The 25,771-nt window shown below is 69.1% G+C and carries 22 protein-coding genes; 13 read left to right on the forward strand and 9 right to left on the reverse strand.

Translation table 11 applies throughout. The features are described from left to right. Positions 1-95: 95 nt before the first annotated feature. The 8 genes from QP939_RS20400 to QP939_RS20435 all read right to left on the reverse strand — a co-directional run bounded on the left by QP939_RS20400 (position 96) and on the right by QP939_RS20435 (position 7,670). Positions 96-1,013, reverse strand: coding sequence for a TIGR03564 family F420-dependent LLM class oxidoreductase (locus QP939_RS20400; protein WP_101434347.1), 918 nt, complete (start codon positions 1,011-1,013; stop codon positions 96-98). A 26-nt stretch (positions 1,014-1,039) separates the two neighbouring features. Beyond that, the gene (locus tag QP939_RS20405) at positions 1,040-1,813 is read right to left on the reverse strand and encodes an SDR family NAD(P)-dependent oxidoreductase (protein ID WP_101434348.1); all 774 of its coding nucleotides are present in this window, start codon (positions 1,811-1,813) and stop codon (positions 1,040-1,042) included. Positions 1,814-1,844: 31 nt separating this feature from the next. Beyond that, on the reverse strand, positions 1,845-2,573 hold the full coding sequence (locus tag QP939_RS20410) for an SDR family NAD(P)-dependent oxidoreductase (protein ID WP_101434349.1): 729 nt from the start codon (positions 2,571-2,573) through the stop codon (positions 1,845-1,847). Between the two features lie 34 nt (positions 2,574-2,607). Continuing rightward, positions 2,608-4,269, reverse strand: a complete 1,662-nt coding sequence (locus tag QP939_RS20415; protein ID WP_183126906.1) for an FAD-dependent oxidoreductase — start codon at positions 4,267-4,269, stop codon at positions 2,608-2,610. Positions 4,270-4,439: 170 nt separating this feature from the next. Continuing rightward, entirely contained in the window at positions 4,440-6,191 is a 1,752-nt protein-coding gene (locus QP939_RS20420) for a helix-turn-helix domain-containing protein (RefSeq protein WP_101434350.1), read from the reverse strand. Beyond that, a complete protein-coding gene (locus tag QP939_RS20425; RefSeq protein WP_158242445.1) occupies positions 6,175-6,771 on the reverse strand; it encodes an MEDS domain-containing protein in 597 nt (198 codons plus the stop codon). Before QP939_RS20425 ends, QP939_RS20420 begins: the two co-directional genes overlap by 17 nt. A gap of 117 nt (positions 6,772-6,888) precedes the next feature. Next, entirely contained in the window at positions 6,889-7,461 is a 573-nt protein-coding gene (locus QP939_RS20430) for a TetR/AcrR family transcriptional regulator (protein WP_183126908.1), read from the reverse strand. Beyond that, positions 7,458-7,670, reverse strand: coding sequence for a hypothetical protein (locus QP939_RS20435; protein WP_285458407.1), 213 nt, complete (start codon positions 7,668-7,670; stop codon positions 7,458-7,460). Before QP939_RS20435 ends, QP939_RS20430 begins: the two co-directional genes overlap by 4 nt. A gap of 919 nt (positions 7,671-8,589) precedes the next feature. Between QP939_RS20435 and QP939_RS20440 the strand changes: the two genes are divergently transcribed. The 12 genes from QP939_RS20440 to QP939_RS20495 all read left to right on the forward strand — a co-directional run bounded on the left by QP939_RS20440 (position 8,590) and on the right by QP939_RS20495 (position 23,335). Beyond that, positions 8,590-9,018, forward strand: a complete 429-nt coding sequence (locus QP939_RS20440; RefSeq protein ID WP_183126911.1) for a hypothetical protein — start codon at positions 8,590-8,592, stop codon at positions 9,016-9,018. 124 nt (positions 9,019-9,142) lie between these two features. Continuing rightward, the gene (locus tag QP939_RS20445) at positions 9,143-10,000 is read left to right on the forward strand and encodes an MlaE family ABC transporter permease (RefSeq protein WP_285458409.1); all 858 of its coding nucleotides are present in this window, start codon (positions 9,143-9,145) and stop codon (positions 9,998-10,000) included. Between the two features lie 20 nt (positions 10,001-10,020). Further along, positions 10,021-10,893, forward strand: coding sequence for an ABC transporter permease (locus QP939_RS20450; RefSeq protein ID WP_285458410.1), 873 nt, complete (start codon positions 10,021-10,023; stop codon positions 10,891-10,893). Between the two features lie 37 nt (positions 10,894-10,930). Further along, positions 10,931-11,764: an ABC transporter ATP-binding protein gene (locus tag QP939_RS20455; RefSeq protein WP_183127995.1), complete on the forward strand. Its 834-nt coding sequence runs from the start codon at positions 10,931-10,933 to the stop codon at positions 11,762-11,764. Between the two features lie 3 nt (positions 11,765-11,767). Continuing rightward, positions 11,768-13,003: an MlaD family protein gene (locus tag QP939_RS20460; RefSeq protein WP_285458412.1), complete on the forward strand. Its 1,236-nt coding sequence runs from the start codon at positions 11,768-11,770 to the stop codon at positions 13,001-13,003. Then, a complete protein-coding gene (locus QP939_RS20465) occupies positions 13,000-14,445 on the forward strand; it encodes an MlaD family protein (protein ID WP_285458413.1) in 1,446 nt (481 codons plus the stop codon). The genes QP939_RS20460 and QP939_RS20465 overlap by 4 nt, the downstream gene beginning before the upstream one ends. Then, positions 14,445-15,908 carry an MlaD family protein gene (locus QP939_RS20470; protein WP_285458414.1) on the forward strand — a complete coding sequence of 488 codons (1,464 nt, stop codon included), beginning with the start codon at positions 14,445-14,447 and terminating at the stop codon, positions 15,906-15,908. The genes QP939_RS20465 and QP939_RS20470 overlap by 1 nt, the downstream gene beginning before the upstream one ends. Next, positions 15,802-17,061 (forward strand): MlaD family protein, encoded by a 1,260-nt coding sequence (locus QP939_RS20475; protein ID WP_285458415.1) that lies wholly within the window; start codon positions 15,802-15,804, stop codon positions 17,059-17,061. The genes QP939_RS20470 and QP939_RS20475 overlap by 107 nt, the downstream gene beginning before the upstream one ends. Further along, entirely contained in the window at positions 17,058-18,323 is a 1,266-nt protein-coding gene (locus QP939_RS20480; protein WP_285458417.1) for an MlaD family protein, read from the forward strand. The genes QP939_RS20475 and QP939_RS20480 overlap by 4 nt, the downstream gene beginning before the upstream one ends. A gap of 304 nt (positions 18,324-18,627) precedes the next feature. Then, on the forward strand, positions 18,628-19,632 hold the full coding sequence (locus QP939_RS20485; protein ID WP_285460057.1) for an Mce/MlaD family protein: 1,005 nt from the start codon (positions 18,628-18,630) through the stop codon (positions 19,630-19,632). A 65-nt stretch (positions 19,633-19,697) separates the two neighbouring features. Further along, on the forward strand, positions 19,698-21,986 hold the full coding sequence (locus QP939_RS20490; protein ID WP_285458418.1) for an MMPL family transporter: 2,289 nt from the start codon (positions 19,698-19,700) through the stop codon (positions 21,984-21,986). Then, positions 21,983-23,335 (forward strand): peptidylprolyl isomerase, encoded by a 1,353-nt coding sequence (locus tag QP939_RS20495; protein WP_183127642.1) that lies wholly within the window; start codon positions 21,983-21,985, stop codon positions 23,333-23,335. The genes QP939_RS20490 and QP939_RS20495 overlap by 4 nt, the downstream gene beginning before the upstream one ends. A gap of 223 nt (positions 23,336-23,558) precedes the next feature. On the opposite strand, the gene QP939_RS20500 is transcribed toward QP939_RS20495, so the two are convergent. Continuing rightward, positions 23,559-24,227, reverse strand: coding sequence for a response regulator transcription factor (locus tag QP939_RS20500; RefSeq protein ID WP_183127640.1), 669 nt, complete (start codon positions 24,225-24,227; stop codon positions 23,559-23,561). Between the two features lie 81 nt (positions 24,228-24,308). Between QP939_RS20500 and QP939_RS20505 the strand changes: the two genes are divergently transcribed. Then, positions 24,309-25,643, forward strand: a complete 1,335-nt coding sequence (locus QP939_RS20505; RefSeq protein ID WP_285458419.1) for a sensor histidine kinase — start codon at positions 24,309-24,311, stop codon at positions 25,641-25,643. The last annotated feature ends 128 nt before the right edge of the window (positions 25,644-25,771 follow it).

A 25,771-nucleotide genomic window follows, 5' to 3' on the forward strand; every position in this document is an offset into this window, starting at 1 on the left:
TCTCAGCGAGAGGCTGTTTCACGGCTTTGCCGTCGAATTGGAGCCGGTCGACGACGCCTGATCGGGCCTTCAGCAGGCCACGGATACCCCGACACTCAACCACTCAACTCCGCCAACAGCGCCCTGGTCCGGGCGATGCTCGCGGCCGGGGCATCGCCCACTGGGTACACCGTCGCCCACAGTTCGGTGACGCCCAGCTCCGCGTAGCGCTTAATCTGTTGCGCCACTTGGGTTTCCGTTCCCGTGACCGCCAGCTCGCCCGGCGACGACACGCCCTCCCGTGCGAACAGGCGCTGGTAGTTCTCCAGCCCGCCGTAGCGTGCGAAGACCTGTTCGGCCGCCGCACGGCCGGTCTCGGCGTCGTCGCATACCGCCACTGGCAGGCCCGCGACGATTCTCGGCGCCGCCGACGACGCCTTCAGCAGGGCCGGCACGATCTCGTCGCCCAGCGTGCGGGGGCCGGCGAGCCAGGTCACCACACCGTCCGCGTACTCCCCCGCGACCCGGACCATGCGTGGGCCCAGTGCACCCACGAGCACCGGCATCGGGGTCGTGCCCGGCACCGTGAACCCACCCTCCACCCGGTAGAACCGGCCGCGATAGGACACCTCTCCGGTGCGCAGCAGCGGGCGCAGCACGCTCAGGTATTCGCGCATGTGCTCGGCCGGGCTGGTGAACGCCAAGCCGTGCAGGCCCTCGATCACCGGGCGGTGCGACACCCCGACGCCGAGCGTGAACCGGCCGCCGCAAAACTGTTGCACCGTCGCCGCCTGCTGCGCGAGCGCGAGCGGGTGCCGTGGATAGGTCGGCACCACGCCCGCACCCAGTGCGATGCGGCTCGTTCCGGCGCCGGCCACGGCGAGGACGCTGAGCGCGTCCACCCCGCGGGAGAAGTGCACGCTCCACGCCGAGGCGAACCCGTCCGCCTCTGCCTTGCGCACCTGTTCGACGATCTCGCCCGGCTGCGCCGGCGCGCCGACGACCTCCGGCCCGACCCCGATTGCGATCCGCATGTCACCACTCTCCTTCGAGGACTGTCCTACTGGGACGTCATCCCGCCGTCCGCGGCCACCACCGAGCCGGTGAGGAACGCGGCTTCGTCGCTGGACAGGAACAGCGCGACGTTCGCGATCTCCGCCGGCGTGCCGAGCCTGCCGATCGGGTACTTCGCCGTCGTCATGGCGAGCCCCTTCTCCAGGTCACCGCCGCCGCGCGCGGTCAGCATCGGCTCCATCAGCGGCGTGTACACCGTGCCCGGGCAGATCGCGTTGACCCGCACGCCCTTCGGCGCGAGATCCACCGACATCGACCGGGTCAACGCCACCACGGCGCCCTTCGACGCGCAGTACGCGGCGAAGTTGGCCACGCCGACGAGCGCCGCGACCGACCCCTGGTTCACGATGGAACCCTTGCCGCTGCGCACCATCTGGCGTGCCGCGGCCCTGGCGCACAGGAACGTGCCCTTCACGTTGACCGCCATGCAACGGTCCCAGTCGTCCTCTTCGGCGTCGACCACCGAGCCCGCACTGTTCACGCCCGCGTTGTTGTACAGCACGCCGACGCTGCCCAGCTCCCGCTCGATCCGGTCGAACACGGCGTCCACCGCGCGCGCGTCCGTGATGTCCGCGGTCACCGCGATGGCCGTGCCGCCCGCCTGCTGGATCGCGTCCACGGTTTCCTTCGCCGCCGCGGCGGCCACGTCGAGCACCGCGACCGCGGCGCCCTCTTCGGCGAACAACTTCGCCGCCGCGCCACCGATGCCACCGCCGCCGCCGGTCACCACCGCGACCCGTCCGGCCAGCCTGCCTGCCATTCGACTCTCCTTGTCTCTCACCGCGCGTCTTTCACAGAGCGGTCATTCCGCCGTCGATCACGAGCGCGTGACCGGTCACATAGGACATTCGCCCGGACGCCAACACCGAGACCGCGTCCGCGATCTCGTCCGGTGTGGCCACCCGGCCCACCGGAATCCGGTCCTCCACCTGGGTTCGCAGCGCGGGCTGGTCCAGCCGCCAGCTTGTCATAGGGGTATAGACCATTCCGGGACACACCGCGTTCGCCCTGATCCCGGCCGCCGCGTAGTCCACCGCGATGGACTTGGCGAGCATCAGTGCCGCACCCTTCGACGCCGTGTAGGCACAGCGCCCGGGAAACGCGACCAGCCCGGCGATCGACGCGATGTTGATGACGTGCCCGCTGCCGCGCGCCACCATCGAAGGCAGCACCGCACGGCTGGCCAGGAACGGGCCGCGCACGTTCACCGTGTGCACCCGGTCCCATTCCTCCACCGGCGTTTCGTGGCATGTCGTGGCCGCCTGCGACCCGGTGATCCCGGCATTGTTGACCAGTACGTCGATCGCGCCGAATCGGTCGAGCACCGCGGCCACCGCACTGTCCACATCGGACTCATCGGTCACGTCGCAGCCTCGGGCGAACATGGCCACCTCGGCGGCGGCGTCCGGCTTCAGGTCGACCGCGGCCACCTGCAGGCCGTCCTCGCGCAAGCGCGCGCAGATCGCCCGCCCGATCCCGGACGCCCCGCCGGTGACCAGCGCGACCCGCTCGGCAGTCATTTCGCCGCCTCCGCTGGGAAACGCACGTCGCCGGTCACAGGCTCACCAGCGACATCTGGCCCGCCCGCAGCCGGGACAACTGGATGAAGTGCTCCGGGTTCAGGAACAGCTCGTTCAGGTCGGCCATCTGGTCGATGGTGAAGCCCTCGGGCCTGCGGATCAGGTAGTCGATGTACTGGAACGCGTCCTTCGCGCCGTAGCCGACGTGATGCGCGCCGACGATCTTGCGGGAATCCGCGTCCACCAACAGTTTCAGCCAGCCGGACAGGATCGGCCTTGTGAACGCGTACAGCATCGAACCCTCGGCGGCGGGCAGCGCGAACGATTCCGGGTCGGCGTCGTCCGGCGGCATCTGGATCTTGATGACGTTCGGGTACTCGGTGCGCGCCTCGGCCTCGGACAGCCCGCACCAGGTGACTTCGTAGGTGGTATGGAAGAAGTCGGGGTACTCGCTGAAGTCGAACTCGTGGTGCTCGCCCATGATGTTGCGGGCCGCGGTGACCCCGCACTTGCGCGCCTTGAACATCTCCATCGGCGGGCCGAGCAGATCGCCGACGGCGTACACGTTCGGCACCGAGGTGCGCATCGTCGCGTCCGCCACCACGAAGCCCCGGTCGTCGATCTTCAGCCCGAGCGGTTCGTACATCCGCAGATCCGGCCGCTCGCCGGTGCCGACGAACACGAAGTCCGTCTCCACCTCCACGATCTCGCCGTTCGCGTCCCGGTAGCGGACCCCGGTCACCCGGTCGTCGCCCAGCACGTCGAGGGTCTGCGCGCCTTCGACGATCTCGATGCCCCGGTCCACCATCATGTCGATCACGTAGTCGCGCAGGCCTTCGTCGACGTGGTGCAGACTCGCGGTGCGCAGCAGCGGGCTGCGGGTCAGGATCGTGGTCTGGCAACCGGTCGCCTGGAAGAACGAGCCGTACTCCAGCGCGACCTTCGAGCCGCCGATGATGACGCACCGGGTCGGTTCTTCGTCCAGTTCCTCGATGAGGCTCGCGAAGTCGTACACGCCCTTGCGGTCCAGACCACTGATCTCGGCCGGGAAGTCGGTGCGGGCGCCGGTGCACAGCACGAGGTTCTTCGCCTGGAACCGCCTGCCGTCCACCTCGACGGTGTGCTCGTCGATCACGGTGGCCGCCGCGTTGAGGATGTACTCCATGCCCAACTGTTCCTTGGACTGCCAGTTCATGATCGCGTGCGGCATGCCCCGGCCGGCGCGGAACAGCTTGACGATCTCCAGAATGCTCGCCTTGCTCGCGTCGAACTCCGGGTACCAGAGCTTGCCCTGCATGTGCTTCGCGAGGTCCAGTTCCCGCGCGCACTCGGAGAACAGGTGGTGCGGCACGCAGGCCTGGTGCGGGCACGAGCCGCCGAGGAACGGCCAGGCGTCGATGGTGAGCTGGCGTCCGCCGCGCGCCTTGAGGAACGCGGAGCCGAACCGCCCGGCCGCGCCGCCGCCGATGAAGATCGCGTCGTACTCGCGGTCGTCCTCCTCCGGGCTCGCCACGTTCCACAGCGCCTCGGTGTTCTGGTCTGGATGCTCCACGATGTCGTCGATCAGCAGCGCCCACTCGCCGACGGTCAGCGGCTCACCGTCCGCGCCGCGGTCGTCGCCCACCGGGTCGCCCAGTGCGCTGATCCGGGCGCGTAAGGCCGCGAAACCGTCCTGGGGATTACGGACATCAATCATGATCGGGCTCCTCTCGCTGGGGTCGTGAACCTCAGCATCCGCCCGGAAGTGGCTTCCCCCACAGGTCATCACGGGACGAAGAACCGCCGGAACCTGACCCTGCGGGAACCAGGTGCGATCGCGGTGGAGCGACGAGCCCACAGTGAAACCCCGCGCGGCGGACAGCGCCCTTACGTCTGCGAGCGCAGCGCCTGCAGCGTGCCCCACGTCCGCGTGGCGAGCTGGAGGTTGAAATGCACGTCCGGGTCGTTCAGTTCGAGCCCGGTCAGTTCGCGGATCCGTTGCAGCCGGTACTTCAATGTGCTGCGGTGCACGGACAGTTCGGCGGCAGTGGCGTCGTAATTGCCGCCGTGCTCCAGGTACTGCGTCAGTGTGTGTACCAGTTCCGACCCGCGCAGGGCGTCGTAGTCCAGCAGGCAGCCGAGCCATTCCCGGACGAAGACTTCCAGCTCGTCGAGATCCGGCACGGTGGCGAGAATCCGGAACACACCCAGTTTCGAGTACTCACACACGCTGTCGCTCGACAGCAACGTCTTCTGCAACCGCAGGGCGAGCCGGGCTTCGCGCAGTGAGCCGGGCAGCTCCGTGGGATCGACCCGGATTCCGCCGACGCCGATCTGGCATTGGCCGCCGCCGAGATTGGACAGCACGTCGCGCCGTAACCGGTCCCAATTGGTCTGTCCCGCGGTGACCACGACGACACTTCCCGACCGCGTCTCGTCCAGCGCGTCGAGTTCGGCCGACCGCAGTGCACGCCGGACTGCTTCGAGCAACGCGTCCGGGCGCCGCGAGCGGCCCTTGCCCTCGATCAGCACGACCCGGTGTGGCCGCCGCAGGTCGTAGTCGAGCGCGTCCGCGCGGGCGTGTGCGCTGTCGGTGTCGGTTCCGGTCAGCAGGTCGTGCACCAGATCCCGGCGCAGCCGCAGTTCGGTGTCGGCGATACCGCGCAGCCTCGCCAGTTCCATCGACAACACGGTCGTGCCGTGCTCCAGCGCCACGAGATCGGCGCTGTCGGCCCGGCGCTCCGGATCGACGAGCGCGAGCACGCCCAGCACGTCGGGTCGCGGGGAGGCGAGCATGGTCAGCCGATGCCCGTCGCGTAACGGCTTTCCCGCCCGCATCAACCGGCGCAGCAACTGTTCCCGGGTCGCGAACGACTCCTTCGGATACGGGTCCGGCCGGCCGGGACCGGACCACGCGGTGAGGTTCCCGTAGCGGTCCTCCATCGCGACCGGCATCCCGGTGAGTTCGTGCAAAGCGTCCGCGATGCCCTGCTGCCCGTCACCCGACACCGCGACCCGGGTCAGCCGCTCGTGGATCTGCATGCTCCGGCGCAGCGACGCCACCGTGTCGGCGAGCGCCTCGTTCGTCTCGGCGAGCTGCGCCGCGGACGCGCACTCCTTCGCGTGCAGCCGCGCGTTGGACACCGCGACCGCGGTCTGCTGGGCGAGCACCTGGAGCAGGAAGCGCTCGTCGCCGCTGGGCTCGGCGTCGCTGGACGCGATGACGTGCCCGAGCAGTTCCGACGCGCTGCGCAGCGGGTACGCCCACGCCCAGGTGCGCCCGGCCAGCTCGATCGGACCGCCGCCGTCGAGCAGCGCGACCTGCCCGGTCAGCTCACGGGTCGCGGCGAGACATCCGGTGCCCGGCCGCCACGTCCCGTCCGTGAAGTGGTAGCCGTCGATCCGGCAGCCGCCGAGTCCGAGCGCGGACGACGTGGCCAGCGAGAAAATCTGGTCCTCGTTGACGGACTCGGTCATCAGCAGCGAGATCACCAGCAGCGCCCGCATGTCACCGAGCCGCTTGCGAAGCTGCGCGGGATCGGCGTCCGCGGGATCCACCAGCGTGACCGGCGCGATGCCGTCGTCGTCGCGCCACGGTCGTTCGGGGAGGCGGGTCAGCCCGTCATGTTCCGGTCGCATGCAGAACCTCGTCGGGACCGACGTAGTAGGGGTTCTCGACGAGCATGCCCTGGATGAACACCAGCGGATGCGTCTTCACGATGTTCACCACCACTTCCCCGTTGAACAGGTCGAGGTCGTAGAGGCACAGCACCACGGTCGGGTTGCGGCCCATCAGCCGGTTCAGCTCCCACTCGTAGTCCACCAGATGCTCCACGCCGGGCGCGTCGCGCAGCGCCCACGTCATCTCGCCGACGATCCGGGAGAACCCGTAGCCCTCGGTCTGCGCCTTGTCCAGGCACTCCGACCAGAACGTGAGCATCTCGGCCGTGCCGAACCGGCCCCCGGCCAGATACGTGGCTTCGGGCAGGTGGATGTCGAGCTGCGTGTCGTGCGCGGGCGGGGCCGCCAGCATGGTCAACCGCTGGGCCGTGCGCGCCGAATCCACCACACAGATGCATTTGTCGCCGGCCTCCAGCCCGGCCGACAGGTACCCGGTCAGCAACCGGTCCCGATCGGCCGCGCCGCGGTAGAAGGCGCAGACGTGACTGCCCGGCCCCAGCCGGATCTCTTCGACTCCGAATGACACTGCTGTCGTCACCGGGACACCACCACCCTGTGGCTGGACGATTGACCAATCGTACCGTGGTCAGCGCCTCGGCGAGCCCGCCCGCGAGGACGAATCGACCGGCCCCGTTCCCCCTCGCGGGACCAGTGCTCAGCGGGCGCCGAGTTCGGTGTCGATGAGGTGGCCCATGGCCGCGTCGACGCCGGCCCGGTCACCGCTGAGCAGCAGGTCCAGCAGCAGGCCGCGAGCGACGGCGAGGCTGATCCTGGCCTGCACCGCGGCCTGCGCGCCGTCGGACCCGCGCCGCTGGAAGATCAGTTCGAGCGGTTCGAGCCACGGCTGGATCAGTGACTCGCGCAGGCTGACCGCGTGCGCGCGGCCCTGCATCGCGTGCCCGGACAACTCGAAGAACAGCGGCCCGTAGGTCACCGCCGCGTCGCTGACCTGCCGCCAGTAATGGCGCAGCGCGGCGCGAGAATCGGTCTCGCGGTCACGGAGCAGGGTGGACAGCAGCTCCCGCTGGTCCGCTTCGACGGCGTCGACGACCGCGGTGAGCAGGCCTTCGCGGGAGCCGAAGTAGTGGTTGAGCATGCGGTGGCTGGTACCCAGCGCCGCGGCCAGCCCGCGCATGCTCACATCGCCGATGCCGTGCGCCGCGAAGTACTCGATCGCGCCGCGCAGCACCCGTTCCCGGCCCGACCCGTGCGGTCCGGCCGCGGTCATCGCGCCGCGTCGCCGCCACTCAGCTTCTCGCCCCTGGCCTTGAGCCCGGCGGCCTCCAATGCCACGTTGCGGCGGGTCAGTCCCGACGTCAGCAGGCCGACGAGACCGGCGAGCAAACCCTTGTGCGTCAAGGTCAGTTCGAGCGATGCGCCGTCCGGGCCCGAGGTGACCACGTGGCCGCCGACCGTGACCAGGCCGGGCGAGCGCACTTCCCAGGTGAAGCTGCGGCCCTCGGTCAGCTCGCTGACCCGCCAGACCTGCGCGGGCAGCTTCGGCTGCTTGACCCGGAGCTAAGGGGACTCGAACCCCTGACCCTTCTGCTCATCGGCAACGGCTCCATGACCGGCGCGGTCGTCCACGTCGATGGCGGCGGCCGGTTCGCCTGACCCGCGCCGGATGCCGCCGCGCACGGGGTCGGCAGTTCTGGATCCGCTGGGTCCCAGCTCAGCCTCTGGCCCCTTCCGCAGCGCGGCGGTCACCGAGCTGCCGGCTGCTTTCTGCGGCGAGTCGGTCTTGTCCTCATTCCGCCGCGCCGACCGGCGCGCCCGCGGGCACACGAGCTGGGCGAGCAGGACGACGCGGTCACGCGGCTCGTGGCCCAAGGGATGTCGAACGAGGAGCGCGCCGCGGAGCTGTTTCTGTCCGGCAAGACCGCGGGGTACGGACACCAAGTGACAGACACGGCGGCGATCACCTCGGTTGTAGTAGCCTTCTAGGCGGAATAGTCACGCAAAGTGGTTCTCCGCACCTGCCGGCCCTGCGGCCGCTCCGCTCCGCACTACGTTGGCCCTCGGGTGCCAGCATTGGCCCATATGGCCCAGTGTCGGCCGGACATACTTCCGCAGTGTTCATTGTCGAACCCCGGAAGCCAGCGACGCCGGGAACCCGTGACCGGCGTACCGCCGGCGAGCTTTTGGTGCTGGGCTCAGCCATGGGACGCCGACCGGCTTTCGCCCGTCGCGGACGCCCACCGCGAATCGCCGTCGGATCCTCCGCGTCCAGCGCCACAACCTCGCGGCCGCAAGCGGAATGCCTCCCGCGGGTTCGCAACTCGAATCCCCTTCGCGACCGAGCACGTCGGACGGGACCTCGTCCAGCTCGGGGCAACCAGTGAAAGGTGGGATCTCCATGACGCGTGCTGGTGACAACGCCACCGGTCCGGCCCGGCTGTCCTGGGTGGACCGAATCGACGCGCCCGTAGCGGTCCGGGGTGCTTCGACCGGGTTCAGCGTTCTCCTCATCGGCGGGCTCGCCCAGCCACTGGCCGTGACTTGGGTGCCGCTCCTGGGTTACGCGTGGCTTCCGCTCATCGCTGTGGTGGCGTTTTTTGTTGCCTCGAGGCGAATCGGCAAGGCCAGCCTGCCCGCGGCTCACGGTGCGGTCGCCGCGCTGTGCAGTTACCTGCTCGCACTTCCGATGTCCTTGCTCGTGCCGGCAGGCCGCGATCCTCTCCAAATCGGGCTGACGGCGGCTACGGCCGTGGTGGTCGGCGCCGCGGTCGGCTTCTTCCGCGGACGCATGAGCGGCACGGAGAAAGACCGGACTTCGCAGCGATAGCAACGGTTTCCGTGCCTCGCGCACGAGATCCGGCGATCGCAGCGTGGCGGAATCGTGTGAGCCTCGTTCCTCAGATGAGTCCCGCCACACAGAACTGACTCGAAGCCCACCAAGGAGTGCACCGATGACGACGCACGCAGCGGCACCGCCGAGGTCGAAAGACCGGGAGCGGCGGAAGGCGAGCCGGCGATCCGGCCTGGGCTCCGCGGTCGCGCGTCCGCTGGAGCAGGCCGGCGAAATGGTGCGGCTGATGGGCGACGTGCTGTACTCCGCCCTCCGGCACCCTGTTGGCTACTGGGGCGAAGTTCGTGAGCAGATGTTCCAGACGCTGAAGCTGTGCTGGATCCCGATGATCATCTCGACCACGGCCTTCGGCCTCGGGGCTCCGGGGCTGCAGGGCGGGAACATCTTCTCCCTCTTCGGTATCCCCGAACGGCTTGGCTCGTTCTTCATCATGGCGAGCGTCCGCGAGTTCGCGCCCTGGATCAACGCGATGGTCGTGGCCGGCGTGATGGGCACGGCGATCACCGCGGACCTCGGTGCCCGCCGCATCCGTGAAGAGATCGACGCGATGGAGGTCCTGGGCGTCGATCCGATCCGGACGCTCATCGTGCCGCGGGTGGTCGCGATGACGTTGATCACGGGGCTGATGGACCTGGTGGCGCTGGCTTTCGGTGTCGTGGGCGGGTACATCGCCGCCGTGCCGATCCTCAAGGCGAACAGCAGCGCGTTCTTCGGCAGCTTCTTCGACAACGCGACAACGACCGACATCTGGGCGAGCGTGATCAAGACGTCGATCTTCGGGCTGATCATCGGCGTCGTCTGCTGCTACAAGGGCTTGCACACCGGCGGCGGGCCGATCGGGGTGGGGCGGGCGGTCAACCAGGCCGTGGTGATCGCGTTCGCCGCGATCTGGATATTCAACGCGGTCTTCACCGCGATCATGCTCGGTCTCAACCCCGAGATGCAGATCTACAAGTGACGAGGCGGGGAGAAGACACCGTGACCCGAGCTGCGCAGAACGGCGGAGTCGGCGAAAAGAAGCTGCCCGGTGCGCCGAAGCCCGCCGACGTCGAGATTTCGTTCAAGGGCATGGCGACTTCGGTCAAGTCCGCGGTCGAAACCGGCGGCGACATCGCAAGGTTTTCCGGCCGGACGATCCGGGCGTTGCCCGATCTCCGGCACTACGCCACCGAAGTCTTCCACCAGTGCGGCGTGCTCATCCTGTCCAGCGGGCTCGTCATCTGGCTCATGCAGTTCGTGATCGGGTACGAGTGCGGCCTCGAAGGCAACTACACGCTCAAGCAGATCGGCGTTCCCCTCTATTCGGGGATCTTCAACGCCTGGTGCGCGATCCGCGAGATGGCGCCGTACATGTGGGGCTACATCTTCGCGGCGAAAGTCGGCTGCGGTCTGGTCGCCGAGATCGGCTCGATGCGCATCTCCGACGAGATCGACGCGATGGAGGTCATGGGCGTCAAGTCAAGGAGCTACCTGGTCGGCAGCCGCATCGTCGCGGCCTGGATCGCGATGCCGTTCCTCTACGTGGTGGGCCTCGGAATCATGTACATCGGGGAGTTCCTCACCACCGTGAAGATGCTCGGCGGGGTTTCCCCCGGTGGTTACAATTTCATCTTCTGGCTCTACCAGAACCCGCAGGACCTGTTCTTCTCCCTGTGCAAGGTGATGGCCATGGGAACGGCGATCATCTTCGTCGGATGCTATTACGGTTACAACGCCAGTGGCGGATCCGTCGGCGTGGGACGAAGTACGGCGAAGTCGATGATGCTGAACATGGTGCTGATACATATCATCGGTGTATTGGGGACCCAGCTCTTCTGGGGTCTGGCGCCGAATGCACCGATCGCCAACTGACCGGTCCGCCGCCCCTTCGTCCCGCGAGGAGAATTCTGTGTCCACATCGAACACCGCCGACGCACCCACGCGGATCCATACCCGCAGCGGCCACCTCTTGGCCGGCCCGGCCGACCGGACGCACTCGATGGAAGTGCGGAACGTCTCGAAGGCCTTCGGGAACTTCCACGTCATGCGCGGCATGAACATCAACTTCGTCGACGACGCCATCACGACGGTGCTCGGGCCGTCGGGTACCGGTAAGAGCGTGCTCCTGAAGCACCTCGTCGGGCTCCTGGAGCCCGACGAGGGCGAGATCGTCATCTTCGGCCAGGACCTGTGGAAGATCACCGAGCAGGAGCGCTACGACCTCCGCAAGCGCTTCGGCGTCCTGTTCCAGGACGGCGCCTTGTTCGGCTCCATGAACATCTACGACAACACCGCCTTCCCGCTGCGCAAGCACACGGACATGAGCGAGGCGGAGATCGAGCACATCGTGATGACCCGGCTGACGGAAGTCGGCTTGGAGCGGTCGATCACGAAACTCCCGAACGAGGTCTCGGGTGGTATGCGGAAGCGCGCCGGGTTCGCGCGGGCGCTCGTGCTCAACCCGGACATCGTGTTGTTCGACGAGCCGGACTCCGGTCTGGACCCCGTCCGCACCAGCCTGCTGAACGACCTCATCCTGGACATGCACCGCGAGCACAAGGGCACCTACCTGCTCGTCACGCACGACATCCGCACCGCGCGCAAGGTCAGCGACTACGTCGGCCTCATCTGGCAAGGGCAGGTCGTGCACTACGGCGAAGCCGAGGAGGCGTTCGCGTCCGACGACCCGTTCGTGCGGCAGTTCCTGGCCGGCGAATCCGCGGGCCCGCTGGGGATGGACTGACTCATGAAACGTGTGTTGACGGTCGGCGTCATCGTGGTGGCGGCCCTGGGCGTCGGGGCCACTGCCGTCGCCGCGATGAGAAGCGACGACTACGAAGTCGGCGTGATCCTCGACTCCGCGACGAACGTGGTGTCCGGGGGAACCGTGCAGGTCAACGGTTTCGAAGTCGGCAAGGTGTCCGACATCTCGGTCGAGGGCGGCAAGGCGAAGCTGGTGCTCGCGCTCGAAGGGGACCACGTTCCCCTCCACGACGGCGCGCAGGTGCGGATCGAGTGGAAGGCGGCGCTCGGCGAGCGGATGGTGAACATCACCGACGGACCGAGCGGGAACGCGGAGATCCCCGACCACGGGATGATCAAGGGCGACATGCCGGTGCCGATGGAGTTCGACCAGGTGCTGAACGCTCTGGATCCGCCGACCCGGGCCAAGCTCAGCTCGTTGATCAACCGGCTCGACAGCACGGTCAAGGGCAACGAGGCCGACGTGAACCACACGGTGCGCTCGGCCGGCCCCGCCGTGCAAGCGCTCGGTGAAGTGCTGCGGGGACTCGGCAGCGACGGGCCGGCCATCAAGCAGATGGTCACCCAGCTCGACACCATGGTCGGCACCCTCGCCGGTCGTGAGGCCGACCTGCGCACGGTGATCGACCAGCTGTCGAAGACGACGTCGCTCACCGCGCAGCAGCACGAGGCACTCGCCTCGGCGCTCAAGAAGCTGCCCGGCACCTTGCAAACCGCGGGCAAGACCTTGGGCGACGTGCCCGACGCGGTCGGGCAGGCGGTGCCGCTGCTGAAGGACCTCGAACCGGCGACGGCGAAGCTGCCGGACGTGAGCCGGAACCTCCGGCCGGTGCTGACCGACCTGCGGCCGCTGGTCGCCGAGTTGCGGCCGACCCTGGCCGACGCGCAGACCCTGCTGAACTACACGCCGGGACTGCTGGACACCGCGCACGCGACGGCACCCGGCCTGAACTCGGCCGTGAGCAGCCTGATGCCCGCGTTGAGCTTCCTGCGTCCGTTCACACCGGAAGCGGTGGGCCTGCTGTCCAACTGGGGTTCGGCGACCAGCAACTACGACGCCAACGGCCACTACGGCCGCATCTACATACAGGCCGGGGCGTCGAACGTGAACGTCAATCCGGGCATCGTGCCGCCGGGCTTCACCAGCGACCCGACACCGTTGCCAGGATCGCCGGTCGGCCAGCCCTGGACCGACGCGTTCGGAAGTGGGATCCGATGAGCAAGCACACGTCCCGGCCGTCCCGGCCGTCACGTCCGGTGTCCTACCGGCTCCGTGGCCTCGCCGTGGTCGTCGTCGCGTGCGTCGGCGTGACCGCCGGCGCCGTGGGCGCGAACGACAAAGGACAACCCGGCGAGATCACGATCGTCGCCAAGTTCACCGACGCCAGCCCGCTGATCCCGGGCAACGAGGTGAAGGTCGACGGCGTCAACGTCGGCCAGGTCGCGGCCATGACGGTGGACAGCGACAAGCACGCCGCGGTGGCGCTGAGCCTGGATCCCGCAGCGCTGCCGGTGCACACCGACGCCAAGGTCACGCTCAAGCCGGTCAGCATCCTCGGCGAGCGGTACCTCGACCTGGACCGCGGGACGCCCTCGGCACCCGCGCTCCAGGACGGCGACGTCCTGCCGGTGCAGCAGACCGGCGTCTACACCGACCTCGACCAGGTTCTCAACACCATCGACGACCCCACCGGGCAGTCGCTGGCGGCCTTGGTGACCGTGCTCGGCGAAGGCATGCGGGAGAACGGCCAGAACGCCGACGCGACCATCCAGGCGCTCGCTTCGTCCATGAAGGACACCGACGGGCTGGCGAAGGTCCTCAAGGAACAGAACGGCCTGCTCACCAGCGTGGTCGGCAAGATCGAACCGGTGGCCCAGGCCCTGGCCGTGGACAACGGGGCGACCCTCGACGGTCTCCTCTCGTCCGCGCAGACCGCCACCGAAGCCACCGCGAAGAACCGTGCCGCGCTCGAGTCGACCCTCAGCCGGCTGCCGGACACCCTCTCCGCGGCCCGGAAGACGCTCGGGCAGCTGACCGGTACCGCGCAGGCCACGACGCCCGTCCTGCGGTCGATCAGGCCGACGACGGACAACCTGAGCGCCATCAGCGACGAGCTCAAGAAGTTCTCCGAGTCGCTCGACCCGGCGCTGGCGAGCGCGAAGCCGGTCCTGGACAAGGCGCAAGGCCTGCTCGACGAGGCTCGCCCGGTGGTCGACCAGCTCAAGACCGCCGGCCCGGACCTGCGGACCACTGTCGGCTCCGCCCGCCCGGTCGTCACCGACCTGACGAACAACTTCGGGAACGTGCTGAACTTCATCCGCAACTGGGCTCTGGCCACCAACGGCGGCGACGGTGTATCCCACTACCTCCGGGCCATGCTCGTCGTCAACCCCGACCTGCTGACGGGTCTCGTGCCCGGCCTCAACGCGCCCAACGGGGCTCCTACGCCCCCGCAGCAGGGCTCTCCCCAGGGTGACACCGGCACGCCGGCTCAAGGGGCGCCGCCGCTGCCGCTGCCGAGCCTCCCGGGACTCACCGGCTCAGGCGGAGTCCTCGGCGGGCTGCTGGCCACGGGTCAGCAATCCGACGGCGGCGTGACCGGGCTCAGCCAGCAGCAGGAAAGCGGCGTTCTGCAGTTCCTCATCGGTGGAGGTCAGTGATGGCGAGCACGGTCGGCCGCAAGAGGCGGTCCCTGTTCATCGGGTTCGTCGTCCTCGCCCTCTTCGTGGCCTCGGTCGGTATCGCGATCACCGCGAGCGACGGCCTGCCGGGCAAGCCGACGACGGTCGTGAAGGCCGCCTTCGGCGACGTCGGTGCCCTGCGCAGCGGCGACGACATCCGCATCGGCGGTGTGCGGGTCGGCCAGGTCGGCGACATCAACCTGGTCGACAACCAGGCCGTCGTCGAGCTGAAGTTCGACGGCGACAAGCCGGTCTACCGCAATTCCAAGGCCGTGACCGCATCGGTCGGCGCGCGATCGGCGCTGGGCCAGAAGTACGTCGACTTCACGCCAGGAACGCCCGACGCGGGCGAAGTCGGCGAAAACGACGTCATCCCGTCGGCGAAGACCGAGGGCGCGCAGGAGCTTTCCGACGTGCTGGCCGTCTTCGACGAGCCGACGCGGAAGGCCCTGCAGGACACGCTGCGCGAGACCGGCGGCGGCGTCGTCGGACACCAGCAGGACCTCCGCGACGCGCTGGGGGCCTTGCCCGAGGAGCTGCCTGACCTCGGAACCGTGGCCGGCGCGCTGGCCACCGACGGCGGGAAGGACCTGACCGGGACGCTGCGTGCGCTGGACAGCCTCAGCGGCCGCTTCACCAACCGCCAGCAGGAGATCTCCGCGCTGGTCGGGCAACTGAAGACCACGTTGGACGCGGTCGGCGTCGATGGCGGCAAGCCGCTGGCGGACGTCGTGGACAAGGCGCCGGACACGCTGGGGAAGGCACGCGGGGCACTGCAGTCGCTGCAGGCGCCGCTGGCCGATGCCCAGGCGGCGATGTCGTCGCTGAAGCCGGGCGCGGACGCGCTGGGCCAGGCGACCCCGGACGTCCGGGGGGTGCTGCGCGAGGGCGTTCCGCCGCTCGACAAGGTGCCGGGCGTCGCCGGGCAGGCCGAGCCGGCGGTCGGGGCGCTCACGCAGACCTTCTCCGACGCGAGGCCGCTGGCGCCGGCGGTGCGCTCGGCCGTGGGCTCGGCGCACGTGCCGCTCGAGATCCTCGCGCCGTACTCGCCGGAGATCGCGTCGTGGTTCTCCTACACGGCCAACGCGCTCAGCCGGGGTGACGCGGCGGGCCACTGGCTGCGCATCTACCCGTTGTTCAACACCGAGTCCCTGTCCGGCGCCTTGAGCGCGCTGAAGGACCCGGTCACCGCGCGCAACGCCTATCCCGCACCGGGACAGGCACCGCAGGACAAGAAGAGCTTCTGCTGGGGCCGAGGTGAGGAAGATGGCTTTGCTTGGCAAGAACCGGCGTCGGCGTCCGAAGAGCAAGGGATCGCTGTTCAAGCTGGGCGCGATGTTCGTCGTCGTGGCGCTCGTCGCCGGTCTCGCTCTCTTCAACAAGGACCGGGTCCTCACCACGCTGCGACCGGGCACGGAGTTGACCATCAACTTCGCGCGTGACTACCGGCTCCAGCCCTACGCCACGGAAGTCAAGGTCGCCGGCATCCCGATCGGCAAGGTCGTGGATGTCCGGGAGGCGCAGGACGGCTCCGCCGACGTCACGGTGAAGGTCGACGACGACGTGCCCGCCAAGCTGCGCACCGCCCCCTCGGCGGTGATCCGGGCGGCCACCGTGCTGGGCGGCAGGTACTACGTGGACCTCGTTCCCGGCGGGGAGAAGGGCACGCCGGCCGGCGAAATCCCCAAGGACCGCACGCGGGTGCCGGTCGAGCTCGACAAGGTCGTCGACGCGCTGCCGCCGAACACCCTGAACTCGTTGCAGAAGACGGCCGGGAGCCTGGACGCCACACTGGACGACGAAGGCCGAGCGGCCATCGACCAGCTCCTGGCCGACGCGCCGGGCACGCTGGACCCGGCCGGTGACGTCCTGCGCGCCGCGCAGGGCACCCGGCCGCACCAGGACCTCACCGACGTGGTGAGCGGGCTCGAATCGGCTTCCTCCGCGCTGACGAAGGAGCCGGGGCAGCTCGACTCCATCGTCCGGAACCTCGGCAAGGTCAGCACCGTGCTGGGGGACCGCGCGTCGGACCTGTCCCACACGGTCTCCGGCCTGCCCGAGGCGCTGGACTCGACGAACGCCGGGCTCTCCCGGCTGGACGGCACGCTGGCCAAGATCAAGGACGTCGCCGACCCGGCCCGCCCGGTGGCCCGCGAGCTCGACACGGCTCTGCAGCACGCCGACCCGGTGCTGGCGAAGGCACGTCCGCTGGTGAACGACCTGAAGAACCTGCTGACCGACGCCAGGCCCGTCGTCCGTGATCTCGTGCCGACCGCGCAGGGCCTGACCACGGTGCTCGACGACGTGCGCGGACCGGTACTCGACCGGGTGAACGGTCCGATCAAGTCGACGATCCTCTCGCCGTACCGCGGAACGGGACCGTACGCCGGCACCTCCGGTGACCGGCCGCTTTACCAGGAACTCGGATACATGCTGTCCAACGCGGACAGGGCATCGTCGATGACCGACGGCAACGGCGCGTCGATCGCGTTCGAACCCGGAGTCGGCCCCGGCACCATCGGCGGTCTGCCGATCAGCCTCGAACAGCTCTTCGGCAACCTCATGAGGCTCGGACAGCAGCAGGAGGGGCGATGACCCGCGAGCAAGGCCGGATCAAGAAGACCTGGGAACGCGTCCGCAGCGAGCCGAAGCTCGGCCGGAACGTGCTCACGCTGGTGGTGCTGGTGGTGCTCGGGCTGGCGGTCGGGGGCTACATCGTCAGCCGGCAGGGCGCGGGGACCACGACCTGGCCGTGGCAGGACAGGTTCATCATGAAGGCGGAGTTCGACAACGCTCCCGCCGTCAGCCCGGGCAACGGCCAGGAGGTCCGGATCGCCGGGGTGAAGGTCGGCCAGATCGACTCGGCGTCCGTCTCGGACGGCGGCAAGGCGCTGCTCACCCTCTCGATCGACCCGCAGTACAAGGTGTACGACAACGCACGCACGGTGCTGCGCCCGAAGAGCCCGCTCAACGAGATGTACGTCGAAATCGACCCCGGCGGGCCGCCGGGGAAGGAAATCCCGCAGGACGGGACGCTCCCGGCGAGCCACTCGCAGCGGCCGATCCAGGTCGACGAGGTGCTCGGGCACCTGGACGACAACACGCTGAACGCACTGACGTCCTTGGTCAACGAGTCCGACGCGGCCCTGGCCCACGCACCGCAGTCGCTCGCGAGCGGCCTCTCGGCGACCGACCAGGTCGCGACCGACCTCAAGCCGGTCGTGACGGCGCTGCAGACCCGCAAGGACACACTGGCGAAGCTGGTGACCGCACTCGCCCAGATCTCCAAGTCCGTCGGCGGGAACGACGCGCGGCTGTCGTCACTGGCCAAGAGCCTGCAGGAGACGCTCGGAGCCGCCGGCGCGCAGAGTGGCCCGCTCAACGCGTCGCTTGCGCAGCTGCCCGACCTCACCCGTCAGCTCGACGAGGCGACGAGCAGCGTGGTCGGGCTGAGCGACCAGCTCGATCCGACGCTGGAAAACCTGCGCAAGGCCTCGGGTGAGCTGCCCGATTCCCTGTCGAAGCTGACGAAGGCCGTGGACCAGGCCGGCAACACGGTGGACCAGGCGGCCCCGGTCGTGGCGAAGGCCAAGCCCGTCGTCGACGACCTGCGCCCGCTCGTCGGCGACCTCAACGGGACGCTGCCGGACCTGCACGAGATCACCGGCCGGCTCAACCCGATCACGGCGGCCGTCCTGCCGTACCTGAACGACCTCTCGGCCTTCGTCTACCAGACGAATTCCCTGACCAGCCTGCACGACGCCAACGGAGGGATCCTGCGCGGCCTGCTCGAATTCACGCCGAGCAGCCTGGGGATCCCCGGTGTGGGCGCCACGTCCGGCCAGACTCCCCGCTAGGTGGCTGCCATGAGGATCTCCCATTCCGCGATGCCGGTGATCCGGCTGATCGTGCTCGTCGTGTTCGCCACCGCCTGCGCCGTGTTCTTCGGCTACCTCTGGGTGAACTCCGGCGGCAAGCTCCCCTTCAGCAGCTCCCGCTACACGCTCACGGCGACCTTCCCGCGCGTGGCGAACCTCGTGCCCGACTCCGACGTGATGATCAGCGGCGTCGCCGTCGGCAAGGTGGCCGAGATCAAGAACGACGGTGACCGCGCGCACGTCACCATGGAGGCTCGATCAGCAGTACCCGCTGCACGGTGGGGTGACGGTCCAGGTCCGGAACAAGACGCTCGTGGAGGAGACCTTCCTCCAGCTGACCGACGGCGACGGTCCGGCCCTGGACAGCGGAGCGGTCCTGCCGGAGAACGCGGGCAAGCCCGCTGTCGGCCTGAACGACGTGCTGGCCAGCATCGATCCTTCGACCAGGCAGGCGCTGGCGAGCACCGTCCGCTCGCTCGGGGCGTCCACGAAGGACAGCCAGGACAGCATCTCCCGCGCCTTGAGCGGTCTCGGTGACCTCGGCCGTGAAGGGCAGGGCGCGCTGGCCGCGCTGTCCGCGCAGAGTGAGGACCTGAAGAAGCTCAGCGGGAACGCAGCCAGCCTCCTCGCCGCACTGGACACCCGCCAGGGTCAGATCGCGCAGCTGGTGCGTGACGCCGACACCTTGACGAAGACCACCGCGGACGGCGGGCAAGACCTTCAGGCCGTCATGCGGGAGCTGCCGGGCGTCATGGACAAGGCCAAGAGCGCGAGCGACGGCCTGAACGAGCTGTCGGGTTCGCTCGCGCCGGTTGCGAAGAACCTCAACACCGCCGCCCCGGACCTGAGCAAGGCGCTGGAACAGCTGCCGCAGACCGCCGGCGACCTGCGCGGCCTGCTGCCCTCGCTCAACGGCGTGCTCGACCACGCGCCGGACACACTGGCGCGGGTGCCGGTGGTGGCCGCCGACGCCCACCAGCTGCTGCCGACGCTGAACGTCGCGCTCGGCGACGTCAACCCGATGCTGTCCTACCTGCAGCCGTACGGGCACGACGTCGCGGCGATGTTCACCAACATGGGCCAGGCCCTGTCGAGGGGCGACGACAACGGCACGGCCTTGCGCGTCTTCATCATCCTCAACGAGCAGAGCCTGCGCGGGAACCCGCTCAACCTCAACAACATCCCGCCCCTCGACAAGAGCAACCCGTACCCGGCACCCGGCCAGTCCTCGAACCCGGGGCCGTACCAGGGCGGCCCGTACCCGCGAGTGGAGAAGGGAACGAAGTGATGGTGCGTCGGCCGTCGTTGCGCAAGGTGTCCCCGAGTTCCCTCCTCCGCGGAGGGGCGCGAGGGGTGCGCGCCCTCTGGCGACGGCCGACCAAGCGCGGCCTCTTCGTAGCACTGGGCGTGCTCGCGACGGCGGGCTTCGTGCTCGGCGGGCTCGCGAAGGTGCGGGTCGAGACGAGCGTGGACTCGTTCCTGCCCACCGACGACCCGGTGGTGCGCCAGTTCGAGGCGGAGTCGGGCTCCTTCGGTGGGGACCCGATCGTCGTCCTGCTGGAGTCCGGGCAGCCGCGGGCCCAGCTCGACCAGCAGCACCTGCCGACGCTGCTCAACCTCGAAGGCCGGCTGTCACGGCTCCCGGACGTCGCGGCCGCCTACGGCCCCGGGACGACCCTGAACCAGATCGCCGGGCGGACACAGGACCTTCTCGCGGAGCTGTCCGGACGCCGCGACGCCGTCCGGTCCCAAGCCCAGCAGGGCAAGACCGGCAAGGACGCGGAGAAGGCCGGCGACGCCGCGGTCGCCGCGTTCGACGCCCGGTACGGGCCGCTGCTGGTCCAAGGCATGCCGGCCGGCCTCCCGACCCTGCACAATCCGTCCTTCGTGAACACGGTCGTGTACACCGGTGCCGGCCAGCCCCGCCCGCAGTGGCGGTTCGTCGTGCCCTCCGACCGGTCGGCGGCAATCCTCGTCCGCCCGCGGGAAGGCCTGGACCAGCAGGGCACGGAACGGCTGGTGCAGGCGGTTCGTGACGCCGTCGCGACGGCCAAGCCGGACGCGCAGCGGATCACGGTGTCCGGTATCCCGGTCATCGCCGTGTCCCTGGGCGACCAGGTGCAACGCGAGATCCCGTGGATCGGGGGGACCGCCCTGCTCGCGGTGGGCGCGTGCTTCCTGTTGATTCCCTGGACCCGGAAGGTGCGCCGCAGGCTGGTGCCGGTCATGACGACCGTCGTCGCGATCGGGCTGACGCTCGCCGTTTTCGGGTGGCTCGGGCGGCCGTTGTCGCTCGGCGTCGTCGCCTTCCTCCCCGTCCTGCTCGGCGTCGGGAGCTACTACCCGACCTACTTCGCCCAGCAGGCCAGACGCCGGGTGGTGCTGGTGGTCGCCACCGCCACCGCCGCGGCGTTCGCGATGCTGCTGCTTTCGCCGTTGCCCTTCGTCCGTGAAGTCGGTCTCGCGCTTTCGATGGGGGTGCTCATCGCTGCGCTGGTCGGCATGCTCCTCATCCGCGGCCTCTCGTTCACCGCCGAACCGGACCGGCCACTCGATGAGATGGTCTCCTCGTCGCGCGCTGTGACGTCGCCTCGATGGGCTCGGGTCGCCGCCGGCGTCGTCGCGGGCGCGGTGGCGCTGGCCGGCTGGATGGCGCTCCCCCGGATCGAGCTGGAAAGCAACTTCCAGAGCTTCGCCACCGGACTGGACGCGCTCACCGACGCCCAGCACGTCGAATCCGTCATCGGGTCGTCGGGCGAGGTCGCCGTCGTCCTCAACGGTCCTGACGTGCTGTCGCCCGAGGCCATGAAATGGACCAGCGAGGCGCAAGAAAGCATCGTCTCGCGACACGGTGACCAGATGCGCCCGGTGGTGTCGCCGCCGACCTTGCTGCAGTTCCTGGGCGCCTCGCCCACGGCGAGCCAGATCGCAGCCGGGGTCCGGTTGCTGCCGCCGTACCTCACGGGCGCGGTCCTCCGCAACGACCGGACGTCCGCGCTGCTGAGCTTCGGCGTGCGGATGGAAGACCTGAGCGAGCTGCAGGCCCTCCGCGACGACGTGCTGCGGCACCTGCCGCCGCCACCGCAGGGGTATCACGTGGACCTGACCGGCTTGCCGATGGTCGCGGTCCGCGGGAACGAGCTCGTGTCCGCCGACCGCCTGCTCACCAACCTGGCCGGGATCCTGGCCGCGGGCGCGGTCCTGCTGATCGCGCTGCGGCGCCGGGCCGACGCGGCGCGCGCGGTCGCGGCGGCGGCCATCGCCACCGGTGCGGGGCTGTGCTTCCTGTGGCTGGCCGGGGTGCCGCTGAGCCCCGTCACCGCCGGCTTGGGATCGCTGACCGCGGCGGTCGGGTGCGAGTTCACGGTCCTGCTTTCGGAAGCCGCCCGCCGACGCAGCCGGGGACTTCGGCTGTCGATCCTGCTCGCCGCGTCCACCTCCACCGTGGGGTACGCGGTCCTGGTGCTGTCCAAGCTGGCCGCCGTACGCGAGTTCGGCGTCCTGCTGGCCGGCTCGGTCGTGCTGGCCTTGCTGTCCGCGGGCTGTGTGGTGTGGCTCTGGCCACCGCGTGACCGCGTTACCCGGGTGGCGACACCCGTTCCCGAACCTGTCGGACGAGTCGTGGTGGAGGTGGGTCGATGAGCCTGCGAGTTGAACGCGAGAAGAAGACTGACGACGAGGAGGCGACCGTGAAGACCTCGAGCCCCAGCACGATCGAAGACGAGGAAGCCGACGTCGCCGACCTCCCGGACGGCCGCGACGAGGCGGAAGAACCGGCTGAAAGCAACACCGCAGACGACTCGTCCGAATCGGACGACGGCGACGACGAGCCGAAGGAGGACGCCGAAGCCGGGCCGGAGAAACCGAAGACCGGTCTGAAGGACGTCATCCGGGCCAAACTGCCGAAAACCCGCAAGGTGCGCGTCATCCTGCTCGTGGTCCTGCTGCTCCTGGTCGGTGGCGGGGTAGGCGGCTACGTCTGGTACGACTCCCAGCGGCTGCCGGACGACGCGGCCTTCCGCGTCGCGGGCCGAACCGTCACCGCCGACCAGCTCAGCGGTGTCCTCGAGACCTGGCGGGCCATGTACGGGGTCCAGCCACCGCAGGACGAAGCGACCCTCGGCAAGTTCCGCAAGGACTCCGCCAAGGCGTACGCGGTGAGCTTGATCCTGCAGAAAGCCGCGCAGGACCGCGGGATCGTGATCGGTGACAAGGTGGCGCAGGACGCCCTGGCCAGGTTGATCTCGCAGCAGCTCGGCGAGGGGACGGAAGCCCACGACAAGTTCGTCCAGCAGCTGGGCAACGTCGGCACGTCCGAACCGGCCGTGATCGGGGAAATCAAGCAGCAGCTGGCTCTCTCTCAGCTGTTCGACGCGGTCACCAAGGGATCCGGCGACGTCGGCGAGCAGGAGGTGAAGGACGCCTTCGCGACGCGAAAGGACCAGCTGGGCACCCCGGAGCAGCGCAAGATCGGCAACATCGTGGTCCGGACGAGGGAAGAGGCCGACCAGGTCATCGCCGACCTGTCGCACGGAGCCAAGTTCGAAACCGTGGCCCAGCAGCGCAGCATCGACACCGCGACGCGCGACAAGGGCGGCGACCTCGGCGCGCTTTCCCGTAGCCAGCTGCAGGACGACTACGGGAAAGCGGCTTTCGGCGCAGCGGCGGGGACGGTCTTCGGTCCGGTGCAGAACCAGTTCGGCTGGAACGTCGGGCGGGTCGATGAAGTGACGGCTCCGGTGCCGGCGACCTTCGAAAAGGTGCACGACAGCCTCAAACAGCAGCTGCAGATGGAAAAGCTGCTCGCAGTGTGGCGTTCCTGGCTGGGAGACCAGATCAAGGGCGCCGGCGTGGAGTACGCGGACGAGTACCGGCCGGACAATCCCGACGCCGCACCGGACGTAAAGCCGGGCGAGAGCCCGGTGACCGGTCAGCAGGGCGCGGCGAACCCGGGCCGGCCTTCCCAAGGGAAGCCGGTTCCTTCGCGATGAGCACGGCCGTCCCGTTCGTCGTCTTGGCGGTTCTGCTTGTCCTTTTGGGACGGTGGGGCAGCAGGCGCTCACTGGATCTCGTTCCGGCGAACTTGCCGATGGCCGAGCGCGAGCGGCGCGCGAAAGTCGTCCGCCGAGGCGCCGTCAGCGCCTACGTAGTCGCGGCCGTCTTCGTCGTGGTGTCGGCTGCCGCGCTCTTCTGGCCGGCGGGCGCCGAGCCTTGTCAGCCCGGGCTCGGCGCCTGCTTACCAAGCAAGCCGTAGTGACCGGCCATGCCGGCGGCGACGATCCGGTTCGGAGCCCCCAGCTTGTTCAGGAGCGAGGCGACCAGGCGCTTCGCGGTCCGCTCGGAAACCAGCATGCGTTCGGCGATTTCTGTGGTCTCCAAGCCGCGGGACAGCAGTACCCACAGGCGAATCTCGTCCACCGCCAGCTGACCGAAGATCTCCTCCGGCGGGTGCCGCACCGCGTCGAGCAACGCGGTGAACAAGGTGTCCTCGACCACTCGGAAGCCGGCGGCCACGGACAGCAGGGGAGCGACCAGCACATCCGGATCAGCCGACTTCGGCAGGAATCCGTCGGCGCCGGCCCGTAGAGCTTCTTCGGCGAGCTTCAGGTCCGACGTGCCTGACAGCGCGACGACTTTCGTATCGGGATGGCGGGACTTGATATGGCGGATCGCCGGAATCCCGTTGACGGGCGGCATGGCGAGATCGACCATCGCGATGTCGGCGCCGCACGAGCCGACGAGCGAGGCCGCTTCCTCCGCGCGGTTCGTCGTACCACCGATCTCGAACCGGTCGCCGGCTTTCGCCTTGAGCAGCAGAGCTAGGCCCTGGGTGAACAGGTCGTGGTCATCGACGAGCACCAGGACGAGTTTGCGGTCTTGCATGGCTCTCCTCGTCGGAAGATGACAAAATCACTACACGAGCCCACCAGCAGAGGCGCTGGCGGCAGCGTCGTGGAGGCATCGATGTCGACCGTACCGTGGTGGCGTTCCGTGCGGTCAAGCACGATCCTCCAGACGGATACGTTCCGGGAGACCGACATCCGGATCGTGGAACGGGTGCCCGCCAGTGTCCGGGTCGGCGTCGTGGTGTCCGTCGGGCTGCTCCTCGCGCTCGGGCCGGACTCCGTGCGGCACCACCTCGCGATCGGGTTGGTGTGGCTGGCTGTCGGCAGCATCTACGCGTTCATCGTTTTTTGGGATCCCACGATCGAGTTACGCAGCATCCGGTCCGCTTCGGTGGTGACCGGTCTGGACTCGGTCCTGTCGCTGGCCATCATCGCGTGCACCGGAGGTGCGAGCAGCGTCGCGGTGTCGCTGCTGTTCCTGGTCATCGCGGCCGCGGCGATGCGACTGTCCTTCGTGGCCACTGTGGCCGTGTCGATGGCCCTCGGGGGCGCCTATTTCCTGGTCGCGGTGCTGATGGACGCCGGTCAGACGTCGTCGGCGATCCGCATGCAGTCCGGGTTGTGGTGGCCGGTCTACCTGGTGTTCACCGCAGCCCTGACGGGCGGCTTCGCGCTGTTGACCGAACGGGCGACACGTGCGCACAGCGACGCCCGGGCACAGGCGATCGCGGAACGGGCGGCGGCGGAAGAGGAACGGGACCTGCGTGCCCGCCTCCTGAAGTCTTACGAGACCCAGGAAACCGGCTTGCACGTCATCCTGCACGAGTTCCGCACTCCCATCGCCTCTCTCAAGGCGCTGACCGACAACCTGGTCGAGCGAACCGGTACGGCGGCGGCCGAAGACGACGACAGCTGGACCAGCCTGCGGCTGCTGGCGGCCCACGCGGGCCACCTTTCGTCGATGATGGACGCGCTCGGCGACGTCGCCGCGAGCCGGCGGCCCACCTTCAGCACCGGGCGTCGCAGGGTCGTCGACATCGAGGAGTTCTTGTACGCGGCCGGAGACGCCGCCGGCCTGGCGGACTCCGAGCTGCAGATCACCGTCACGCCGCCGGGTGCACAGTCCCGCCTGGACGCACAACTGCTGCGACGCGTCATCACCAACCTCGTGGAAAACGCCGGACGGCACAGCCGGGGCACACCCGTCGAGGTCGTCGCGCGGCTGGGACGAGGACGGCTCCGGGTCATGATCCTCGACCGGGGGCCGGGTTTCCCGGCCGAACTCGCGCCCATCGTCACCGAGCGGTTCGTTTCCGTCGGCGAACGCCGTGGCACCGCGGGGCTCGGACTGTGGATCGCCGACCAGATCGTCCAGTCGCTCGACGGCCGGATCCGGTTCCGGCCGCGTTCGGGTGGCGGCTTGGTCGCCTGCCTCGAAGTGCCGGTCGACTGAGCACGTCTCGCCGTTCCGGCCGGGTACTTCTCATTTTCTGACGTCTTTTCGCGTCCCTTTCCGTGTGCGTGGCCCGCGCGGGTCGGCGGGGTTGGCACGCGCGGGCCACCGATGGCTCGCGCGATCGG

Origin of the sequence: Amycolatopsis nalaikhensis (genome assembly GCF_030264295.1) — a bacterium.
GTDB lineage: Bacteria > Actinomycetota > Actinomycetes > Mycobacteriales > Pseudonocardiaceae > Amycolatopsis > Amycolatopsis nalaikhensis.